20 protein-coding genes are annotated in these 20,389 nt (G+C 53.5%); 13 read left to right on the top strand and 7 right to left on the bottom strand.

The window, feature by feature from the left end:
- Nucleotides 1-38 precede the first annotated feature (38 nt).
- Together DESAC_RS06970 and DESAC_RS06965 are read right to left on the bottom strand one after the other, a co-directional pair.
- Nucleotides 39-929, bottom strand: a complete 891-nt coding sequence (locus tag DESAC_RS06970; protein ID WP_013706368.1) for a CBS domain-containing protein — start codon at nucleotides 927-929, stop codon at nucleotides 39-41.
- 21 nt (nucleotides 930-950) lie between these two features.
- Complete coding sequence (locus tag DESAC_RS06965) at nucleotides 951-1,433, bottom strand: CBS domain-containing protein (RefSeq protein ID WP_013706367.1); 483 nt, start codon at nucleotides 1,431-1,433, stop codon at nucleotides 951-953.
- 448 nt (nucleotides 1,434-1,881) lie between these two features.
- Here DESAC_RS06965 and panC point away from each other — a divergent pair, with 448 nt between their 5' ends.
- The 9 genes from panC to DESAC_RS06925 all read left to right on the top strand — a co-directional run bounded on the left by panC (nucleotide 1,882) and on the right by DESAC_RS06925 (nucleotide 9,459).
- Nucleotides 1,882-2,799: a pantoate--beta-alanine ligase gene (panC, locus tag DESAC_RS06960; protein ID WP_013706366.1), complete on the top strand. Its 918-nt coding sequence runs from the start codon at nucleotides 1,882-1,884 to the stop codon at nucleotides 2,797-2,799.
- A 2-nt stretch (nucleotides 2,800-2,801) separates the two neighbouring features.
- Nucleotides 2,802-3,179 (top strand): aspartate 1-decarboxylase, encoded by a 378-nt coding sequence (gene panD / locus DESAC_RS06955; protein ID WP_013706365.1) that lies wholly within the window; start codon nucleotides 2,802-2,804, stop codon nucleotides 3,177-3,179.
- 491 nt (nucleotides 3,180-3,670) lie between these two features.
- The gene (gene metK / locus DESAC_RS06950) at nucleotides 3,671-4,837 is read left to right on the top strand and encodes a methionine adenosyltransferase (protein WP_013706363.1); all 1,167 of its coding nucleotides are present in this window, start codon (nucleotides 3,671-3,673) and stop codon (nucleotides 4,835-4,837) included.
- 37 nt (nucleotides 4,838-4,874) lie between these two features.
- Nucleotides 4,875-6,176: an adenosylhomocysteinase gene (ahcY, locus tag DESAC_RS06945; RefSeq protein ID WP_013706362.1), complete on the top strand. Its 1,302-nt coding sequence runs from the start codon at nucleotides 4,875-4,877 to the stop codon at nucleotides 6,174-6,176.
- Between the two features lie 235 nt (nucleotides 6,177-6,411).
- Nucleotides 6,412-7,830: a phosphoglucomutase/phosphomannomutase family protein gene (locus DESAC_RS06940; protein ID WP_013706361.1), complete on the top strand. Its 1,419-nt coding sequence runs from the start codon at nucleotides 6,412-6,414 to the stop codon at nucleotides 7,828-7,830.
- 6 nt (nucleotides 7,831-7,836) lie between these two features.
- A complete protein-coding gene (locus DESAC_RS06935) occupies nucleotides 7,837-8,436 on the top strand; it encodes a site-2 protease family protein (RefSeq protein ID WP_041283851.1) in 600 nt (199 codons plus the stop codon).
- Between the two features lie 19 nt (nucleotides 8,437-8,455).
- Nucleotides 8,456-8,683 (top strand): helix-turn-helix domain-containing protein, encoded by a 228-nt coding sequence (locus DESAC_RS06930; RefSeq protein ID WP_013706359.1) that lies wholly within the window; start codon nucleotides 8,456-8,458, stop codon nucleotides 8,681-8,683.
- Nucleotides 8,684-8,699: 16 nt separating this feature from the next.
- Entirely contained in the window at nucleotides 8,700-9,095 is a 396-nt protein-coding gene (locus DESAC_RS16975) for a nucleotidyltransferase domain-containing protein (protein ID WP_148231202.1), read from the top strand.
- Complete coding sequence (locus DESAC_RS06925) at nucleotides 9,046-9,459, top strand: HEPN domain-containing protein (protein WP_013706357.1); 414 nt, start codon at nucleotides 9,046-9,048, stop codon at nucleotides 9,457-9,459. Before DESAC_RS16975 ends, DESAC_RS06925 begins: the two co-directional genes overlap by 50 nt.
- 34 nt (nucleotides 9,460-9,493) lie before the next feature.
- On the opposite strand, the gene DESAC_RS06920 is transcribed toward DESAC_RS06925, so the two are convergent.
- From DESAC_RS06920 to DESAC_RS06905, 4 genes are all read right to left on the bottom strand, one after another.
- On the bottom strand, nucleotides 9,494-10,288 hold the full coding sequence (locus DESAC_RS06920; protein WP_013706356.1) for an acyl-CoA dehydratase activase: 795 nt from the start codon (nucleotides 10,286-10,288) through the stop codon (nucleotides 9,494-9,496).
- A complete protein-coding gene (locus DESAC_RS06915; protein WP_013706355.1) occupies nucleotides 10,272-11,276 on the bottom strand; it encodes a 2-hydroxyacyl-CoA dehydratase family protein in 1,005 nt (334 codons plus the stop codon). The genes DESAC_RS06920 and DESAC_RS06915 overlap by 17 nt, the downstream gene beginning before the upstream one ends.
- Before the next feature lie 35 nt (nucleotides 11,277-11,311).
- Nucleotides 11,312-11,812: a thioredoxin family protein gene (locus tag DESAC_RS06910; protein ID WP_013706354.1), complete on the bottom strand. Its 501-nt coding sequence runs from the start codon at nucleotides 11,810-11,812 to the stop codon at nucleotides 11,312-11,314.
- A 302-nt stretch (nucleotides 11,813-12,114) separates the two neighbouring features.
- Entirely contained in the window at nucleotides 12,115-12,846 is a 732-nt protein-coding gene (locus DESAC_RS06905; RefSeq protein ID WP_013706353.1) for a YggS family pyridoxal phosphate-dependent enzyme, read from the bottom strand.
- A gap of 282 nt (nucleotides 12,847-13,128) precedes the next feature.
- Here DESAC_RS06905 and DESAC_RS06900 point away from each other — a divergent pair, with 282 nt between their 5' ends.
- Nucleotides 13,129-16,824, top strand: a complete 3,696-nt coding sequence (locus DESAC_RS06900; RefSeq protein WP_013706352.1) for an HsdM family class I SAM-dependent methyltransferase — start codon at nucleotides 13,129-13,131, stop codon at nucleotides 16,822-16,824.
- 147 nt (nucleotides 16,825-16,971) lie between these two features.
- On the opposite strand, the gene DESAC_RS06895 is transcribed toward DESAC_RS06900, so the two are convergent.
- Nucleotides 16,972-17,763, bottom strand: coding sequence for a TatD family hydrolase (locus DESAC_RS06895; RefSeq protein WP_013706351.1), 792 nt, complete (start codon nucleotides 17,761-17,763; stop codon nucleotides 16,972-16,974).
- Nucleotides 17,764-17,839: 76 nt separating this feature from the next.
- Between DESAC_RS06895 and DESAC_RS15190 the strand changes: the two genes are divergently transcribed.
- Genes DESAC_RS15190 through DESAC_RS06880 form a run of 3 tightly spaced genes read left to right on the top strand, consistent with a single transcriptional unit; the run spans nucleotide 17,840 to nucleotide 20,307 of the window.
- Nucleotides 17,840-18,667 carry a phosphodiester glycosidase family protein gene (locus DESAC_RS15190; RefSeq protein ID WP_013706350.1) on the top strand — a complete coding sequence of 276 codons (828 nt, stop codon included), beginning with the start codon at nucleotides 17,840-17,842 and terminating at the stop codon, nucleotides 18,665-18,667.
- 5 nt (nucleotides 18,668-18,672) lie between these two features.
- Nucleotides 18,673-19,326: a hypothetical protein gene (locus tag DESAC_RS06885; RefSeq protein ID WP_013706349.1), complete on the top strand. Its 654-nt coding sequence runs from the start codon at nucleotides 18,673-18,675 to the stop codon at nucleotides 19,324-19,326.
- 21 nt (nucleotides 19,327-19,347) lie between these two features.
- The gene (locus tag DESAC_RS06880) at nucleotides 19,348-20,307 is read left to right on the top strand and encodes a sigma-54 interaction domain-containing protein (protein ID WP_013706348.1); all 960 of its coding nucleotides are present in this window, start codon (nucleotides 19,348-19,350) and stop codon (nucleotides 20,305-20,307) included.
- The last annotated feature ends 82 nt before the right edge of the window (nucleotides 20,308-20,389 follow it).

Here is a 20,389-nt window from a genome sequence, read left to right as displayed (position 1 = left end):
GTATCTGCCTCTATGGTATTATCTTAACATCCAGTCGGTTAGATCTCGATCCGGCTCACCAGGCAGGCCCGACAGGAACCGGAGCGGAACCGGGCAGCATCTGACAGTGACAGCACCCCCACCAGATTCTCGGGATTATCCTTGTAAACAAAAATCCGGTGCAGGTCCGAAAAAATCAGCCGCTTGATCACTTCCAACAATAGATCATCCTGATTGCAGGTCACCACCGGTGCATTCATGACTGACTGAGCCTCCTGTTCCGGCGGAACCGCGTGTAGGTAGGCCAGAGCCAGATCGGTCTTGGAAATCACCCCGCTGGGCACCCCTCCAGGGTTAAGGATGGGGACGGCGCCGAACTTATAGGCTGCCAATCCCGTCATGACCTCCCAAAGGCTGTCGGTAGCGTAATACGATAACACCGATGGGGTCATAACCTCTCGTACTATAAACTGATCAGCCCAGTTCATCTCCGATTCTTTTCCCTGCCGCTGTAAAAGATTCCGGTCACAGCGGCGGCAGTAGCGGTAGAGCATACCGACAATGTCCGGGAAAGCCAGTACCCCGGACACGGTTTCATCTTCTCCCCTCCTGACATACAGGCGATGAATGCGATGCTGCCGCATCTGGTCCAGGGCTGCATCTAGGGAATCCTGAGACTGGCAGAACTGGGGCGGCCCCACCATGATATCCGCCACCGGCGTCTCCAGGGGCAGCCCCCCATAATAAGCGGTCATCAGATCGGTTTTGGAAACCACGCCAAGAGGCAGGTGTCTCTCTCCGGTTATGAGCACGGCATTCACTTTATATTTGGCCATGGCGCGAATGGCTGAGGCAAGTTCCGCCCCCTGAGGCAGGTCGATCACCTGACGCCGCATGGCCATCTGCACGGTAAGGCCTTTCAATACCTGATGATGATCTATGATCGGCATCGTCTTTCGGCGCCACCTCTGCTAATCTTCCGACCGTTCGGTCAGCTTATTGAGCAGGTGATAGAAAACTTGTGAAATATAGACAATCCCCTGCAAAACCCCGTCTTCAATTACCGGTATGCGGCGGACATGTTTTTTGATCATGATATCTACCACATGCAGAAGATGCGTATCCGGTGTGATGGTGATAAGATCGGTGGTCATCATATCTCCCACCAGCATCGCCTTCGCCCGGTGACAGGCGGCGTCTATGATCCCGGTGAGGTCCAGGTCGCTCATCTCACCCCAGATATGGATATGTTTGGGGCGCAGCAGCAGAAAGATGTCATACATGGACAGCATCCCCACCAACCTACCTTCGGCGTCGGTCACCATCAGGCCAAAGACCGGGTGACCGGTGACCTGGGCGGCCTGGCGGAAAACCTGGACCGCCTCGGCAATGGTCATCTCCGGCGGTACCGTCAAAAACTCTCTGGCCATAACCTCCTTGGCCGTTTCTTTCATAACAATTTCCTCAACAAGAAATGTATCTGCTTTATTGTATCAGGTTCAATCGGTCCTTAGGCCAAAAAAACTGGCCTTCCTGCACCTGGATACATCACTGGCACAGGTTTAACCGTTCCGGTTTTTTCGTACAAGTTGTCATGTTCTGATGATCACAACGAAATATAAAAACAGAACCGTGGGGGCTGCTCACAATAATTTTTTTCCTGCTCCCCGCCCACTGCCCACTGTTTTTATAAAAGTCCTCATATTCTCGAGAACCCAACCAGATATGAAAAAATATTTGGTGGCCTAGGCCTCCTGGCCTGTGCATCAGCGTGCCGGCTGGAAAGCCTGCACCACAGGGCAAGACATCCTTCTTCCTTGACAATTCTTCGCATTCATTGTTATAATACAATTGTTTATATACCAGGAGCTTGGATCCACCAAGGATGGACTGAGACTCGCCGTGTGCTCCAACCGCAACCTCCAGCGAATCAGTCTGGAGTTTTTTTTTGAGGTATTGAAACTGCCCCACATGCAGGTAATACGCTCTCCCCAAGAGATGCAGGCCCTGGCCCTGAGCTGGCGGGCCCGGGGAGATATGATCGTCCTGGTCCCTACCATGGGCTACTTTCATCGGGGACACGTAAGCCTGATGGAATATGGCCGCGGCATCGGACGGCGTCTGGTGGTCAGCCTTTTCGTCAACCCTACCCAGTTTGCCCCCAATGAAGATCTGGATTGCTACCCCCGCAATTTTGACCAAGATTGTAAGCTGGCCCAGGAAGCCGGGGTAGATGTCATATTTGCCCCGGAAGCAGACCAGTTATATCCGCCGGATTTCCAAACCTATGTCACCGTTGAGCAGGTAACACGAGGGCTCTGCGGCGCTTCTCGCCCGATCCATTTTCGCGGTGTTGCCACGATAGTCCTCAAACTTTTCAACCTGGTACAACCCCAGGCGGCTATCTTTGGTGAGAAGGATTATCAACAATTGATAACCCTGAAACGGATGGCTCTAGATCTCAACCTCCCGGTGGAGATCATCGGCCGGCCCTTGGTGAGGGAGCCGGACGGCTTGGCCATGAGTTCCCGTAATGTCTATCTTAGTCCTGGCGAACGGCGTTCGGCCCTCAATCTCTCCCGGGCTCTGTTTAAAGCCTGTGAACTTACAGCCAAAGGGGAAACTTCCCGCGACCGGCTTTTTGCCGCTTTAAAACCCATACTTACCTGTGACCCGCAGATCAACCTCGATTACCTGAATCTGGTCGATCCGCAGACCTTAAAAGAAATCGACACTATCCGGGGACAGGCCCGCCTGGCGATTGCCGCTTGGGTGGGACGCACCCGTCTCATAGATAATATACTGTTAGAGGTACCCTAATCATGGTCCGTACGATACTCAAATCCAAGATTCACCGCGCTACCATTACCCAAGCCGACCTTTCCTATGAAGGCTCCCTGACCATTGACAATCAACTCATGGAGATGGCCGATATTCTTCCTTACGAAATGGTCTATGTCTATAATATCAACAATGGTGAACGGTTTGAAACCTACGCCATCGCCGGGGAAGCCGGCAGTGGCGTAATGTGCCTGAACGGGGCGGCGGCCCGCAAGGGTATGCCCGGAGATCTGATTATCATCACTACCTTTGCCGGGTTTGCTGCCGCTGAACTGGAAGAACACCAACCCAAGCTCGTATATGTAGACGCCTGCAATCGCCCGAAGTTGTCCAGTCCAAAAAAAGTTTTGGCTTTATAAAGATTTTTGGTTATATTGAGATGGTTTTGTTGGAAAAAGCGGGCCGGTCTCCGGATACTCGGACAATAACCAAAAGAGTAGGTTCATTCTGTCTTCTAAAAGCCTCGGGTCTTCCAACCGCTGGCATCCTTGGCCCCATTTCAAAACCCTGTTGAGTTGTTATCGAGAAGACCAGACTGTTGCCATTGTCAGATTAACTGTTTAAAAGGTTCAAGATAATTTTTATTTCGTATTCTTGAGCCCTAGGGATGCAATGCGCGGTATCCCTCAGAGCCTGACTTCCCGTTTACCAGCTTTTTATAACAGCCTCAAGGTGAATGGCAACAAGCTCTGCGAAACGCGTAATTCTTCATTACGTCTAGAACCCTAATCAGAATTACAAGACGGTCTTGAATCGGTTCTTTCTCCGTCTTCGGCCTGTTTTGCAGTACAGAATGTCAAGCCGGGAGAGCTCGGCTTTCCCTATTTCATTCCTATAAGGAGCGGGCGGCATGGCCATAACAGACTTTCTCTTTACCTCCGAGTCGGTTACGGAGGGACATCCAGATAAGGTTTCGGATCAGATATCTGACGCAATTTTAGACTCCATCATTGCACAGGACAAATATGCCCGTGTGGCTTGCGAGACCCTGGTAACCACCGGTCTAGCCTTTATCGCCGGGGAAATTACTACCACTGCGATTGTCGATATCCCCAGCATCGTCCGACAGACCATCAAAGAAATCGGCTATAACGATTCTTCCATGGGTTTTGATTGGGAAACCTGTGCCGTCCTAACCTCGCTGGATAAACAGTCCCCCGATATTGCCATGGGGATAGATGGCCGGGGAATTTTTCCGGAGCAAGGTGCCGGCGACCAGGGTTTGATGTTCGGCTTTGCCTGCGACGAAACCGAGGAACTCATGCCCATGCCGATCTGGTATGCCCACCGCCTGGCTGAACGCCTGGCCAAAGTGCGCAAAGAAGGCATTGTCCCGTTTCTCCGGCCTGACGGCAAAACCCAGGTCACGGTCCGGTATGAAAACGGTGCTCCCCAATTTATTCACACCGTCGTTATCGCCGCCCAACATAACCCGGAGGTCAGCTATAACCAGGTGAAGGAAGCAGTAATCGAGGAAGTTATTAAAAAAACCGTCCCCGCCGAATTGCTGCATTCGGACACCCGCTTTTTGGTCAACACCACCGGTCGCTTTGTCGTTGGCGGACCGCTGGGCGATTGCGGCATGACCGGGCGCAAGATTATCGTTGACACTTACGGCGGCGCCGGTTACCACGGCGGCGGCGCCTTCTCAGGAAAAGACCCATCCAAAGTCGACCGCACCTCCTCATATATGCTGCGGCATGTGGCCAAAAATATCGTGGCCGCAGGGCTGGCCCGGCGGTGTGAAGTACAGGTGGCTTATTCCATCGGGGTCGCAGATCCCCTGTCGATTGTCACCAACACCTATGGCACCGGAGTAATTCCAGAACTCCAGCTTCTAGAGATCATCCGCAATACCTTCAGTTTCAAGCCGGCAGCTATGATCAGCTATCTCGACGTGTTGCGCCCGATTTTCAAGAAAACTGCTGCGTATGGGCATTTTGGCCGTCCGGATCCCGATTTCACCTGGGAGCAGACCAACCGCGTTGATTTATTAAGGGAAAAGGCCGGCCTTTAGGCCCTTGAGGCCACTCCATTGTTTCATGAGGTAAACTATGCAAAAAATATCTGTGAAGGCAGCCGACCTCATGCCTTTTAAAGTCGGCTACGACGTCAAAGATATCTCTCTAGCCGACCGGGGTAAGCTGCGGGTAGAATGGGCCCGTCAGGACATGCCGGTGCTCAGCGGCATCGCCGACCGCTTCCGGCGGGAAAAACCGCTTCAGGGTCTCCGCCTCGCAGCCTGTCTGCACGTCACCACCGAAACGGCAGTCCTGATGGCCACTCTCAAGGCCGGCGGCGCCCAGGTGGTGGTCTGTGCCTCCAATCCTTTGAGCACCCAGGATGACGTTGCCGCCTATCTGGCCAGAGATGAAGAAATTCCCACCTTTGCCATCAAGGGCGAGGACAACGAGACTTACTACCAACATATCCAGGCCGCCTTGGATATCAAGCCGAATATCACCATGGACGACGGCGCCGATCTGGTCTTTACCCTCCACAGCACCCGCCAGGAATTGCTTCCCGAGGTGTTCGGCGGCACTGAAGAAACCACCACCGGCGTCATCCGACTCAAGGCCATGGCAGCTCAAGGCGTCTTGCGCTATCCCGTCATCGCGGTCAACGATTCCCAGACCAAGTACATGTTCGACAACCGCTACGGTACCGGGCAGAGTACTGTGGACGGCATCCTGCGGGCTACCAACCGCCTGTTGGCAGGCAGTGTCGTCGTGGTAGCCGGCTATGGCTGGTGCGGTCGCGGCTTTGCCATGCGGGCTCGCGGCGCCGGGGCCCGGGTCATCATCACCGAAGTTAATCCCCTGAAAGGACTTGAAGCAATTATGGATGGGTTTCAGGTCCTGCCCATGACCGAGGCCGCTCCTCAGGGCGATATCTTCTGTACCCTCACCGGCGATATCAACGTCATCCGCCAGGAACATTTCTTGGCCATGAAAGATGGTGCCATCGCCTGCAATTCAGGCCATTTCAATGTCGAACTGGACATCCCCGGCTTGGAGGCGGTCACCGTCGGGAGGCGGCATATCCGGGAATTCGTCGAGGAATTTACTCTGACTAATGGCAAGCGGGTCAATATTTTGGGCGACGGTCGGCTTATCAACCTGGCCGCCGCCGAAGGCCATCCTTCCGTAGTGATGGATATGAGCTTCGCCAACCAATCCCTGGCCGCAGAATATATCTCCAAGAACCACGACAAATTCGAGAAGAAGGTCTACATGCTGCCGACAGAGCTGGATATGGAGATCGCCCGTTTAAAACTCCAGTCCATGCTGGTGGACATCGACACCCTCACCGAAGAACAGGTGAAATATCTATCCTCCTTCGAAATGGGTACCTAAAACGTTTCCTCTTGCCGTTATTTTGTGGTAAAAAAAGGAAAAGGCTTTTGCCCGGGCCTACCAGGCGGTTTGTCTTTTCCTTTTTTATTGGCTCGCAAACGGCACAACACCGGTTCCGGTCTGCCCTGCAACCGACTGTAACCATAACAACTTAGTTCAGTTATATATTTTTACCAAAAACCGGGAACCAGAAGCCACATAACATCCCTTAATTTCATCGAACGAGGTCTGTAAGATGACTGAAATCAAGTTTGGCACCTCCGGTTGGCGAGGCATCATTGCCGAGGATTTCACCTTTGCCAATGCCCGCCTGGTCTGCCAAGGCATCGCCGATTATCTCGCCGGCGAACAATTAACCAGTCGGGGAGTGGTTATCGGCTATGATACGCGTTTTCTCTCCGAAAATTTTGCCGCCGCTGCCGCCGAAGTCTTGGCCGGCAACGGCATTACCAGCTTTTTGGGAGTGCGCGACATCCCCACCCCGGTGGTCACCTTTGCCATTCTTCAGGGTCAGCGAGACGGGGGCATCACAATCACTGCCAGCCACAATCCGGGACCATACAATGGCTTAAAGTTTTCCCCCCATTGGGGCGGTCCGGCACCCACAACGGTTACCAATGCTATTGAGGAGAAGATCAGGGCGCTGACCCCGGACCAAATCCGGCGTCTGCCCCTCGATAAGGCCCGGAGCAGCTACCTGGTAAACGACATCGACCCCTGCGAGGACTATCTGCAAGACCTAGCCACCAAGATTGACGTCGGTCTCTTGAATCGTTCCGGAATGAAGGTCGTGGTAGACCCTCTCTACGGCACCGCAGTGGGCTATCTGGACCGCTTCCTCCAGGAGGCCGGATTGCAGGTTGAGGTGCTCCACAACTGGCGCGATCCTTACTTCGGCGGCGGCCGACCGGAGCCGGCCGGGGAATTCCTGGTCGAACTGGGGGAGAAGGTACGGGCCTATAACGCTCATTTAGGTCTGGCCGTGGACGCCGACGCTGACCGCTTCGGCATCGTCGACAGCCGGGGACAACACTACGAGGCTAACCTGATCCTCTCCTTATTGCTCGATTATCTCGCTGAAACCAGGGGTTGGAAACAGGGCGTCACCCGCAGCGTCGCCACCACCCACCTCATCGACCGGGTGGCAGCCTACCATGGAATGAAGGTGTACGAGACCAAAGTCGGTTTTAAGTATTTGGGAGAATATATCATCAAGGACCTGGTAACCATGGTGGGTGAGGAATCCGACGGCTTCTCCATGCGGGGCCATCTCCCGGAAAAAGATGGCATCCTGGCCTGCATCCTGGTGGCCGAGATGGTCGCCCGGACTAAAAAAGACCTGCCTCAACTCCGTGAAGAACTTTTTGCCAAAGTCGGTCCGGTTTATAGCCAGCGCATCAATCTGTCGCTCTCACCCGATGCCAAGGAGAAGCTGCTGGCCCGCCTGCCGCAGCCGCCCGGCAGCCTGGCTGGGCAGAAGGTGGTACAACATATTACGCTGGACGGCCATAAATATATCCTGGCCGACGGTAGTTGGCTCTGCCTCAGACCCTCTGGGACAGAACCGGTAATCCGGTTGTATCTGGAGGCGCACACCCCGGAAGGGCTGGAGAAACTCCGGCAGGCCGGCGAAGACTTCGTAAAAGGGAACTAAGCCGCTATGGAACCCCTGATCATGGTGGTAGTGCTCTTTTTTTCGGTCATTGTTCACGAGGTCGCCCACGGTTATGTCGCCCTGAAAAACGGCGACTCGACCGCTAAAGATTATGGACGCCTGACGATGAACCCCTTGCCGCACATCGATCTGGTAGGGACTATTCTGGTACCTGCGGTCTTATATTTTTCCCACAGCGGCGTCCTCTTCGGTTGGGCCAAACCGGTGCCGGTGAATCCGGCGAATTTTCGCAACTACCGCTTGGGAGAGATTACCGTCAGCGCCGCCGGACCGCTGAGCAATCTTCTCCTGGCTGCCGTGTTTGCCCAACTGCTGCCCTGGAGCGGCGGCAATCCTGGTTTCTTTCACCTCTGCAAGTACGGGGTGATTATAAATCTCTACCTGATGTTGTTTAACCTCATCCCTATTCCACCCCTCGACGGCTCCAAGATCGTCATGCCCCTGCTGCCCCGGTCACTGCAACGGCTTTATGCCCAATTAGAGCCGGTAGGGTTTATACTGATCCTTTTGCTGCTGTACAGCGGTTTATGGGGTGTTTTACTGCGGCCGATATTCCGCTTTTTTATGGAACTTCTGCTCGGCTGAACTTGAAAGGAGTAAAACCATGATCTACTGCAACCTCAGGGAACTCATGATCCAAAACAACCTTTACGATTACGGCCAGTTGTCCAAACAGACCGATATTCCTAAAGAAACCCTGCAACACCTGGCAGAAAATCAATGGCACCAACTGAAAAGAGAGCACCTTGATGCCCTCTGCCGCTTCTTCGACTGTAAAATAGGAGATTTATTAGAATTTGAACTGGCAGGGAACGGAGAGCTGCCGGCCTGAATTTCAAAATTAAAACATGTTTTCATTAGGAAACAATGTGAATTCTGAGCAACCGTCTCACTGTGACATCATTTTAGAAGAGATCATCCGGCGATTAATAGAGTCTTATGAGCCTCTTCGAATCTATCTCTTCGGCTCCCAAGCCCGGGGTGATTCCGGACCCGACAGTGACTATGATCTTATGGTAATAGTTCCCGACAACGCCCCGACTGAGAGGCGTCGTAGCCGCTTGGCATACCACAGCTTATGGGGCATAGGAACGGCGGCTGATATCCTGGTTTGGACCCAGAGTGCCTTTGATAGCCGCACACATTTAGTGGCTTCTTTACCCGCTACTATTTTACGGGAAGGAAAATTATTATATGCCGCTCGACCCTGCGAAGATCGCCGAAACCAAAGCTTGGCTGGTTAAGGCCGCTACGGACTTAAGGGCCGCAGAACATGAACGAACCGCTATCCCACCTATTAATACCGATATTGTTTTTCACGCTCAACAATTGGTTGAGAAAGCAATTAAAGGTTTTTTGGTTTGGCACGATCACCCTTTTCGTAAAACCCATAATCTCGTAGAGTTAGGCCAACATTGTCTCCGATATGCTCCAGATCTTGAAGAAATTTTGCGAGAGGCAGGTCCGTTAACCGAATATGCCTGGAGATTCCGCTACCCTGGCGACCCGGATGAACCAGACAACTGTGAAGCTGATGAGGCGTTATCATTGGCGCGCCGTGTTTTTTTTACAATTTTACAAACACTTCCTTTAGAAGTTCGACCTTAACAAATACATATATATTCTTCTCCTAAGATAAAAATTACCGGCTATCTGTATTTTTTTCCAGACAACACCCCAAAGCGCCGTTGAACTGGGGCTCCGGGGGGACAATGACCTGGTAGTTCCCCGAGCGTCTCAAGCATTCTACCACTGCCCGGTTGCGGGCTACGCCGCCCACAAACACCAAGATCTCACAGGGAAAGCGTTTGATCATCTGCAGGGCCCGGCAGGCCACGGAATCGTTGACGCCGGCAGCGATACTGGCCAACGGTACCCCATCCAGGAGGTGGCTGATGAGTTCGGTCTCTCCAAAGATGGCGCAGGTATTGGAAATAGCGACTGGCTCTTGGCTGCAAGAAGTAAACTGGCGCCAGGGCATCTTTAAAAATCTGGCCATGTTCTCCAGATAACGTCCAGTGCCCGCGGCACATCGATCATTGGTAAGGAAGTCAAAAACCCGCCCCTCTTTGATGTACAGGGCCTTGGTGTCCTGCCCACCGATTTCCAGCAGGATAAAATGATTCAGCCCGGTCTGAAAGCTGGCTCCTAAGAAATGGGCCCGGATTTCCGTTATGGTCGGCAGCAGGTTCTTAAACAGATGCTTGCCGTAGCCCGTGACTACCACCTGTTTGGGTGCCGATATGCTAAGCCTGGGCCAGTCAAATTCCAGCCCGCCGTCGGTCTGGCGAAAATAATCGCGATAGAATATCAGGGCGTCCACCTTCCGGCGGCTGAAACGTTTGAAGTCCGTCGTATAGGCCAACTTCACAAAGCGACTGCCAAAATCAAGACCCAGAACCAGTGGGGCCAGGAGGGAACTAGCGTCGGAGGACATCGACAAAGGCCTCAAGGCGCAGCCGGGTACGATGATCCACTGCCGCCGGCCGGTCACCTTCAATAGTCAGCATAGGCAGATTAAGGCGTTGGCGCAGCAGGCGATCCTGAATCTGTCGGAAACAAAAACTCTGCGTATAATGAATCAACCCATCCAGGCGGCGTTCGGCCACTGCAACGGCGATGTCAGCGATGCGGCCGAAAACATCGTAGGGATAAGTGTAATTGAGATATTGTTCTACCATATCAAGAGGTTTACCCGGCATACTGAACTGGCGGGGAAATTCGTTAAACACTACCTGCGCCCCAAGTTCCTCCAGGTACTCAAAAAGGTTGTCAAAAATTGGCGGAATGCCGATGAGCCCTAACCGAACCAAGCCCGCATGATGCGGACGGCGGCGCACCCGAGCCAGAAACTCAGTCAGATGTCGGCTAAATGTCTGGGGATCGCCATTGAAATCGGAGCCGGAGAGCAGAAACTGGAAGTTTTCCCGCCCGGAGACCTGTCCGGTGGTCCAGGTGAGGCGGTCCAGTTCGGCCAGTTTGAGGCGTACCGGATTCAGTTCACGCCAGGTTTGGGTCACCATGGGCCAGTCTACGCCAAAAAAGACCATGAGTTGTGCTATCTGGTGGTGAAGCAGCTCCCGGCTCCGGGGGAAAGGAAACTGAAAAGCGGCTAGCTGTTGGCCTTCCGCCTCCAACAACTCCATGAGGGCGTGGGTGTTGGAACAATCTCCCTGGGTAACGACGATGACCACTTTGATGTCTGGGCGGCGCTGCAGGGTTGAATGGATACCTTTAATCCAGGCACAGACGGTCCGGGGCCAGCCTTCCGCCTCCGCCGCGTTCACCTGCTGATAGGCATCGGCGGCGGTGATAAAGATATTATTGAGATCGACCGGTATCAGTCCAGCGGCGAGAATGACCTCCACCGGGATGGTGGTGGTGAAACCCACCCGCAATCCCGGTGGTAGATTGGCGTTGAGCATCTTTTTTTCACCGGCGATGGCGCCTTTGTCCTGTCTTATCGATCCTGAGCAGTTCCAGGCAGAGGAGAAGTAGCCTGTCCTCCATCCGATTGGCCCTGAGTGGCCTTATACCATTTCAGGACGGTGTCCAGGGCCTCCCGCCCCTTGGACTGAAGCTGGCCCTGACCGTTGTAGATCATCAGAAAAGGCACATAGGGCAGGCTGTGCTGTTTGTACAGGGGAGATTCCCAGTCAATGGCCCCCTGGATAGAGGGCCGGTTAATGTTGAGTTTGACGATGTGGAGATCCGATCGCTGCCCGGCCAGCGTCTCCAAAACCGGCAGAAGCTTTTCGCACGGTGGACAGAAAGGACTGGTAAAGTCGATGACAGTCGTCTGACCCGGCTTGATAAACGGCTTGAGGTCACATTTTTCCCCGCCTTTACCTGTATTGCCATCCACTATGCCGGCCTGCACCGGAAGCGCCGACAGACCTGCGAACAGAAAAAGCATGATCAGGCCGCCGACTATTCTGCCCCATAATTGTTTTTTCTTCACTATTGCTCCTTTAATTGTCATTATTCTTAAACTACCCGCCAACCATGAAAATCACCTGACCGGTAGCACGGACTTTCTAACCGGTAACACAGGTTTTCTCACCTGTGCGGCTGTTATTTCCCTTGGACTGCTCATATCGCAGACCTGGAGGTCTGCGCTACCGATCTTCTGGTAGAACAGCCGCTGCATGGCAAAGCGATATGATGCTCTCGCCAGCGCAGAACTTAATTTCTGACCAACAACCGTAAACTGAAAACCAGAAACCTTATTTTCTATGTATATAAGAACGATAACGACTGAAGTCAATGCGGGCGGGAACCGAAAAGGGCCGTGCCAATCCGGACCAGGGTGGCCCCTTCTTCGATGGCTACTTCATAATCGCCGGACATGCCCATGGACAGTTCGACCAGCTCCAGGCCGGGTTGACCCTGGGATTGCACCTGATCTCGCAATATCCTAAGTTTCTTAAAATATGGCCGCGCCTGTTCGGGGTCCGCGAACCAAGGCGGCATAGCCATAAGGCCGCGCACCCGGAGATGGGACAATCCATGGCAAACCCTGATAAGATCCGGTAGTTCTGTGGAGGATATCCCGGATTTTGACGCCTCCCCGGCCAGATTCACCTCCAGCAGGACATCCTGCACCTTGTTGATGTTGGCCGCAGCCCGATTCAGGGCCTGGGCCAAGGAGAGCCGATCAACCGAGTGGATCAGGTCAAAGAGCCGCACGGCGGCATTGGCCTTATTACTCTGCAGGTGACCGATAAAATGCCAACTCACTGGAGCGTCAAGCACAGCAATCTTCTGCCTGGCTTCCTGTAGGTAATTTTCCCCCAAAATGGCAAGTCCGGCGGCCACGGCCTCCCGGATGCGGGCCAGATCCACGGTTTTGCTGGCCCCCACCAGGCGTATCTCAGCCGGCTCGCGGCCGACGCGGCGGGCGGCGGCGGCGATGCTGGCCATAATAGTATGGTAATATGCTTCGATGGGGTATGATTGGGACACGGGATTTGGGTACTGAAGGCGAATACTCAAGTTCGTCTCTACACGATTTTTTTCATGCTTTCATAATGCCTTCCAATGATATTAGAACACAATTCATTGTCCACCGCAAGTCCAGCTCGAAAGACGGGATGCGCTCCACTTTCTTGTCCTATTGCTTACGGCGCTACGGCCCCGAGGTGGCCATGACGCAGAGTGGCGAATATGGGCATTCCCCAAGAGGGATATAAGGAATATCCTTGTCACGGAAGATTAACCATGTTATTATGCGCTTAAATTCATTAGCAAAATACTTTTCCCCCAAAAAGACATCTCATGCCTGTCATCATCAATGAATGGGAATTTACTGCCGACGTTGGCGGTTGGATTAACGAGATCCTGGCCAAACATCCACACCTGCCTTTTCTTCGGGCCAAGTGCGAACAGAGAGGGGCTCAGTCTTTAAAGCGCCGGGACCTCACCCTCCTGGATAGCAATCAGGTCATTGTTCTCACTGGCGAAGTCAAATTGCCCTTCCAAAAAGACGGCGGCAGCCCCTATATTGAAAGCGTGGTACAGGATGCCCGCCAAAAAGCTCAACGCGCCGGGGTCAGTTTCTTTTTCACCTGGAACGTCAACACCTTTGTGCTGTGGGAAACGTTCTCCCCCCAAACCGCCCCCAAAGACCGGCAATACAAAGCCTGGGAAGTGACCAAGGTCTTTAAGCCAGAACATTTGTCACTCCCGGCCACGGTGCATTCCCTAAAAACATGGCTTTTGGACTTTTTACGGGAATTTGCCGATATCCAGCGCGGCGCCGCGGCGTTGGGCGTCAAGCTGCCGGATGAAAAATTTATTGAAATGCTAGAATCTTCCCTCAGCACCCCCATAGCACTCACCTTCGCTGAGCTGGAAGAGAGATACCAACAGCCTCATTTCAAAGAAGAATTGAGCAGATGGATGCGGGGGGAACAGGGCTGGCTTATTTATGATGACCCTGAAGGCATCCGGGACAATCTGGAGCGGTCGGCCAAATTCTCCTGCTATACTCTGGTCAACAAGCTGGTCTTCTTCGAAGCCCTCCTCAAGCGTTATCGGGGCCAATTAACCAAGATCGTTATTCCCGACCATATCTCTCAAGGGGACACACTCCGGCTCCATCTCGAAAAACATTTTGCCGAAGCCAAAGACGTAACAAAGGACTACGAAACCGTTTTTGGGGAAGAGCACATCAGCATCGGCAATCGCCTGCCCTTTTACAGCGACGCCGCCGTCCCCCACTGGCGCTCCCTCATCAATGAAATCCACGACTTTGATTTTTCCTTGCTGGATTATGACGTCATCGGCAGCGTCTTTGAACGCCTCATCGCCCCGGAAGAGCGCCACAAATTCGGCCAGTTCTACACCCGCCCCGAAGTGGTGGACCTCATCAACAGCTTCTGTATCCGCCGCGGGGACGAAAAAGTTATGGATCCGGCCTGCGGCGGCGGCACCTTTCTGGTGCGGGCCTACGTCCGCAAGCGGGAGTTGGCCCCGGCTCGCAAACACGGTCAGCTCCTGGATGATCTCTTTGGGGTGGATATCTCCCACTTCGCCACCCACCTCAGCACCATCAATCTGGCCACCCGGGACCTCATCGACGCCGACAATTATCCGCAGATCGCCCGGAGCGATTTTTTCAACCTCAAAACCCATAACCCGTTTGTGACCTTACCGGTCAAGCTGAAAGTAAAAGGTTTGGGGAAATTACAACATCGCCACGCGGAGATTCCTCCCCTCGATGCCGTGGTGGGCAATCCCCCGTATATCCGTCAGGAAGAAATTCCCAGGGCCAAAGATAAGAAAACCCCGGAGCCCGGCACCAAAGAGTTTTACCAGGTCCTGGTGGAACAGGAGGCGGGGGCCGAGCTGTCCGGGCGCAGCGATATTCACTGTTACTTCTGGCCCCACGCCGCCACCTTCCTGAAAGAAGACGGTTGGCTCTGCCTGCTCACCTCCAGCCAGTGGCTGGATGTGGAGTACGGCTTTAAATTGCAGCGCTGGCTGCTGGACCATTTCGCCATCGCCGCCGTGTTCGAAAGCCTGGTGGAGCCCTGGTTTGTGGGGGCCAGGGTGGCCACTGCCGTGACCATCCTCCGCCGCCAGCCTGACGACGACGCCCGCCGGGACAATGTCGTCCGTTTCGTACAGCTTCGCCGCCCGCTCCGGGAAATCCTTATCCACGACGGCACCAGCGCCGGGGCCGTTATGGCGGTGGATGTCTTTAGGGATGAAATTCTTTCCCTCACCGGTAATACGGTCAACGCCCGCTACCGCGCCCGCCTGGTACGCCAGGGGGATTTGCGGGAGGAAGGCATCCGGTTGGGCCGCATCATGAGCAAAACCCTGCCGGAAAACGGCGAAAATGATCTCAAGCAGGGGGAATACTACGGCGGCAAGTGGGGAGTTTATTTACGCGCCCCGGACCTCTGGTTTGAATTGTTGGATGAATTCAGCTCAGGATTTGTCCCGTTAGGAGAAATCGCCGAAGTTCGCTTCGGCGTGAAAAGCGGCAAGGACTGTTTTTTCTTCCCCAAGGATTGCAGCACCGACTGCCTGGCGCAATGTCAAGACCCACGGGATTTTAAAGATAGATTTGGGGTTTCCCGGAAAAAAGTCGCTTCCGGGAAGGTGAAATTGGTGCGGTGCGGCGAAGGACGGGGCGAAATCAAACCGATTGAAGCGAAATATCTGGAGCCGGAGATACATAGCCTCATGGAAGTATCCGGTTTTTCTGTTTCGCCGCAGGATTGCTCTCGTCTTATCTTATTGGTTAGTAAGAAAAAATCGCAATTACGGAATCAACACGTTTTGGATTATATCCGTTGGGGTGAAAAACAGGACTTTCACACTGGACCGACGTGTTATTCCCGTACTAAGGAAGGTAGATATTGGTACGATCTCACTGGCCATCGAAGAGGTATTCTTTTTTGGCCGATGTCCCAGCAATATAAACACGCTATTCCCATTAATGAGCATAATATACTTTGTAATGCTAATCTGTATGATGTTATCTTACAAGAACATATTGATCCTACTGTTATTGCAGGCATTTTAAATTCATCCCTGGTTGTATTATCAAAATTCCAATATGGCCGTCCTGTGGGTGTAGAAGGAAATTATAAAACGCAAGTGGTTGACGCTAATATAATGCTTATACCCAATCCATTCAAAGGAAGTAAAAAATTACTATCAAGAATATCGCTAATTTTTCTAAAAATGAAAGAGCGTCCGGCCCTGCAATTCCTCTCAGAACGCCGGCTGCGGGAGATGGCCTATCGCCAGAAGGGTCGGGAAGCCGATTTGGAGCAGCTCTCCGACCTCTGCGAACTAGACATGCCGGACCGCCGGGAGTTGGACGGCGCCGTCCTGGAAATGCTCGGCGTGGCCGACCCGGACCGTCGGCAGGCCCTGATCGATGAACTCTACGCCTATCTCCGACAGTTCTTTGAGTGGACCCGCCAGAAGGAAGAAAAGGCCATTCTCAACAAGCTCGCGGCCCGCCGGAAAGTCAAGGTCAACCCGCAAACGATGGCCAGCCAGATATTGACCGAAATCCAAAACGATTATCCGCTGCTGCTCCGCCGGTATGAACCTGACTTTCTGGACGTATCAAAACCCTATGACGTCTTTGACCTACCCGCCGAAGGACATCCGGCGCCCTTACGAGATCTGTATCACGACAGCGCCGTGGTCTTCATGAAAGGCGCCAAAAAGATCGGCCTCGTTCCCGTGGCGATACCTGAGCACGTTCCTTTCGTTGTCTTGCTGGCGGAAAATAATGTACGGGGGTTGGTTCGGGTTCCCCACGCAGGTGAGGAGTGCGAACGCGTGGGGAATGCCTTCCAGGAGTTTCTCTATCAGAGAGAGGCCGTCTTAAGAGAACTCATCGCCAAGAGAACCGTAGATGAGGATTTGCAGGAAAAGATCTATGAATCTCTCCAGAAACTATTATTAAATCCCCATATCGATCCACAATCAAAAAGGTATTGAAATGGAGCGGCGAATAAAAGATTCGTCCAATAATCTTCCTCTAACAATAATCCGGCATGAAACGGCATGAAATTGCCGGTGGTTGGTATTGCCCGCCATTCTTCTCACTGCGATTTCCTAACCGGAAAATGCCGATACCGGCAATAATTACTTCACCCGGCGGTCAAGACCAAACAGGCGGCAGGTGTTGTTCCACGTCTGTTGAGCAATGGTCTCGAGGGGAAGACTTTTGAGCTCGGCAAGGGCCTGAGCGGTGAATACCACATACCCCGGTTCATTGCGTCGGCCCCGGCGGGGCTGAGGGCTCAGATAGGGAGCGTCCGTCTCAATCAGGAGCCTATCCAGGGGCAGCCGGCGGGCCGCCTCCTGCAGGATTTTGGCATTTGGATAAGTGAGCACGCCAGAAAAAGAGATTTCTAATCCCAGGTCTAAAAAAAGCCTGGCTTCTTCATAGTTGCCGCTGAAACAGTGCATGACACCGCCGCGAAGCCTACCCCGATACTCCCTGAGGATATTCAAGGTCGCCTCAGTGGCCTCGCGGGTATGGATGATCACCGGCTTCTGCCGCTCGGCGGCCAGGTCTAAAAACCGGCGAAACCACGTTTCCTGGAGGGCCGCCGGGGACCGGAGGCGATAGAAATCCAGGCCGATTTCGCCCAAGGCCACAACTTTCGGCCTTTCCAGCAGATCTGCGATCGCGGCAAGTGCCTCTTCCGTAACGGTGCTGGCTCCATGGGGATGGATGCCCACGGCGGCGTAAAGCCCTGAGCGTTCCTGAACCGTGGCAAGCACCTGGCGGGAATTATCCAGGCTGATGCCGACATTGATCATGAGTTCAACCCCCGCCACCCTGGCCTGTTCAATGATCTGCTCCTGATCATCAGCAAATTCAGGCATATCCAGGTGAGTGTGGGAATCGGCAAAACGAAGAGTAGACATAGTCAGGAGTCCTATAGACGAAACCAAGCTGCTATGATAAGATAAACGAAAATTATCAGACTCGCAAGGATAGGAAGTGTTCGGCATCTTTCTCTTGGTGCTTCTCTGCCTGTTACCAAACCCCGTATCAGCCCAGGCACAGGAACTGCATCACACTACCGTCAGTTGGCAAGAGATCGGTAAAGGTCTCAGTTTTTCCCGCCTGGATGTCATTGAGAAAGGAGATGTCGTTGAATCGTTGTCGCTCGTGCGCATCGATCCCAACTATAATTCTTTCCGGCTGTTTCATGGCAAGGCGCGTCGGATGTCGGAATGGAGGGATTTGACCCAAGCCGCAGTCCTGATCAACGGCAGCTACTATACCCCTAACGGACAGCCTTGCGGACTGGTCAAAATCGACGATAAGCTCTACGGGCCCTTGAGAAATTCCGCGATGCGCGGCATGTTTGTGGCGGAGCCCAGGGGTGTCTCTCCAGATCTGCCACGGGCTACTATCCTGGATCTGACCGCGGCTCCGGTAAATATCCAGAAACTTCCCTGGACCCAGGGTTTGATGTCTTTTCCTCTGCTATTGGACTCCCAAGGACGCATCCGGGTTAGGAGCAGCAATCAATCAGCCCAACGCACGGTTATCTGTACCGACCGCAAAGGAAATATTTTGATTCTGCACAGCGCCGGAGATTATTTTTCGCTGTATGAGCTGGCAAAATTCCTCAAGGCCAGTCCGCTGGAAATAGACCTGGCCCTAAACTTGGATGGCGGCTCAAAAGCCCAGTTATTGATTCATACTTCCAGATTCACGTTGGCCTCGCCTTCTTTCCTGGAACAGAGCGCCCGAGAACTCTTTGACGCCGAGGCCTCGCTGTTACCCACGGTAATCGGGGTATTTCCCCGGGAAGATTAACCCCTGTGGCTGGCTACCTTATTCTGGGCGCCGGAAAGTTCGGCCACCTGGCCCTGCAGCGCCTGCACCTGCGGTCGCCTAGATCCGAATTCTGGCTGGTCGATTTCAACCCACAGAAGCTAAGCGACGTGACCCTAAAAGATTCCGCTACCCACCTGGTAGGTACGGATGCCATAGCTTTCCTGGAAGAGGCCCTGAACTGGGCTTCACCGCCGGAATGGATTATCCCGGCCATCCCCAGGCACGTAGCTTTTAACTGGCTGTGGCGACGCCGACCGCCCGAATGTCGGTGGCACCGGGTGGAAGCCCCGGCGGAAGTCGGACAGAACCTGCCCTTTCGCCAGATCGGTGCCGAAGGTGAATTATATCTCAGCCTCAGTACCGTGCTCTGTCCCGATGATTGCCCGTCACCGGCGGATTCATGCTATCTCACCGGGTTTAAAAGGCCTTTCGACCTCTACGGTTATTTGGAAAATCTCTCCTGTAGGGATTACTCTTCTCTGGTCGTTCGCAGCCAACAACTAGCACCCGGGGTGGGGGGCTATCGCCCGGCTGATTTATGGCACCTGTGGGAACAAGTATTGGCGCTAACCGGCAAGATTCTCATCAGCACCGCCTGCCGCTGTCACGGCGTCAGTCATTGCATCCAAACGGATTAGATTCAACAAGGGAGTCTGTCGTTGACGATTGATCTCACCGGCATCATCGGGGAATCACCCCGTATGCAAGAAATTTTTGAGCAACTGGCTCTCGCCGCCCCGACCGATGCCACGGTGTTGATTCTAGGAGAAACCGGCACCGGCAAAGAGTTGATCGCGCGGGCCATACATCACACTAGCCCCCGCCGGGATGATCCTTTCGTAGTAGTCAACTGCGCCGCCATCCCCGAAACTCTATTGGAAAGCGACCTCTTCGGCCATGAGCGGGGAGCCTTTACTGGCGCCCTCTCCCGGAAAATCGGCCGCTTCGCCATGGCCCACGGCGGTACTATCTTCCTGGACGAGATCGGCGAACTCCCTCTCCCTATTCAAGCGAAGATTTTACGGGTGTTGCAGTTTAAAGAGGTCGAACCCCTAGGCAGCAACCGCATCCAGAAGGTTGATGTTCGAATTATTGCCGCCACCCACCGAAACCTGTCAGATGACGTCAGGGAAGGCCGGTTCCGGGAAGATCTCTACTACCGGTTAAATATCGTAGTGTTGACCCTACCCCCCTTGCGACAGCGACTTGAGGACATCCCGCTGTTGGCGTATCACTTTTTTGATCATTTCGTCCAAAAAAACAACCGATCCATCCATGACATCGACCCCAAGGTCTTACAGCTCCTCCGGCGCTACCCCTGGCCGGGCAATATCCGGGAATTAGAGAATGTCATCGAGCGGGCCGTCATCTTTTGCACCGGCCCAACCCTGACCACAGAAAATCTGCCGGACTACCTCCAGCCAAAACACACCGGCTTCACTCCACCCCAGATAATTGACGATCGCGAACCTTCCTTGATGGATCTGGAAAGAGAGCTGATCTTTCGCACCCTGGAAAAAATGGACGGCAACCGGCAACAGGCTGCCCAGATTCTGGGAATCTCCCAGGAGGAATTGGATTTTAAACTACGGGCCTATCGTTGGCAGGAAAGCCATTAAGAACAGAGGCGAAGGATTAGGAAGGGCAATGAAATGAAACCAGGATGTTAAACAAGCATCTTGAGAAAGGTTTGTTAGGTAA

It is taken from the genome of Desulfobacca acetoxidans DSM 11109, from assembly GCF_000195295.1.
Classification (GTDB): Bacteria; Desulfobacterota; Desulfobaccia; order Desulfobaccales; family Desulfobaccaceae; genus Desulfobacca; species Desulfobacca acetoxidans.
This window is presented reverse-complemented; position numbering and strand designations above follow the sequence as displayed.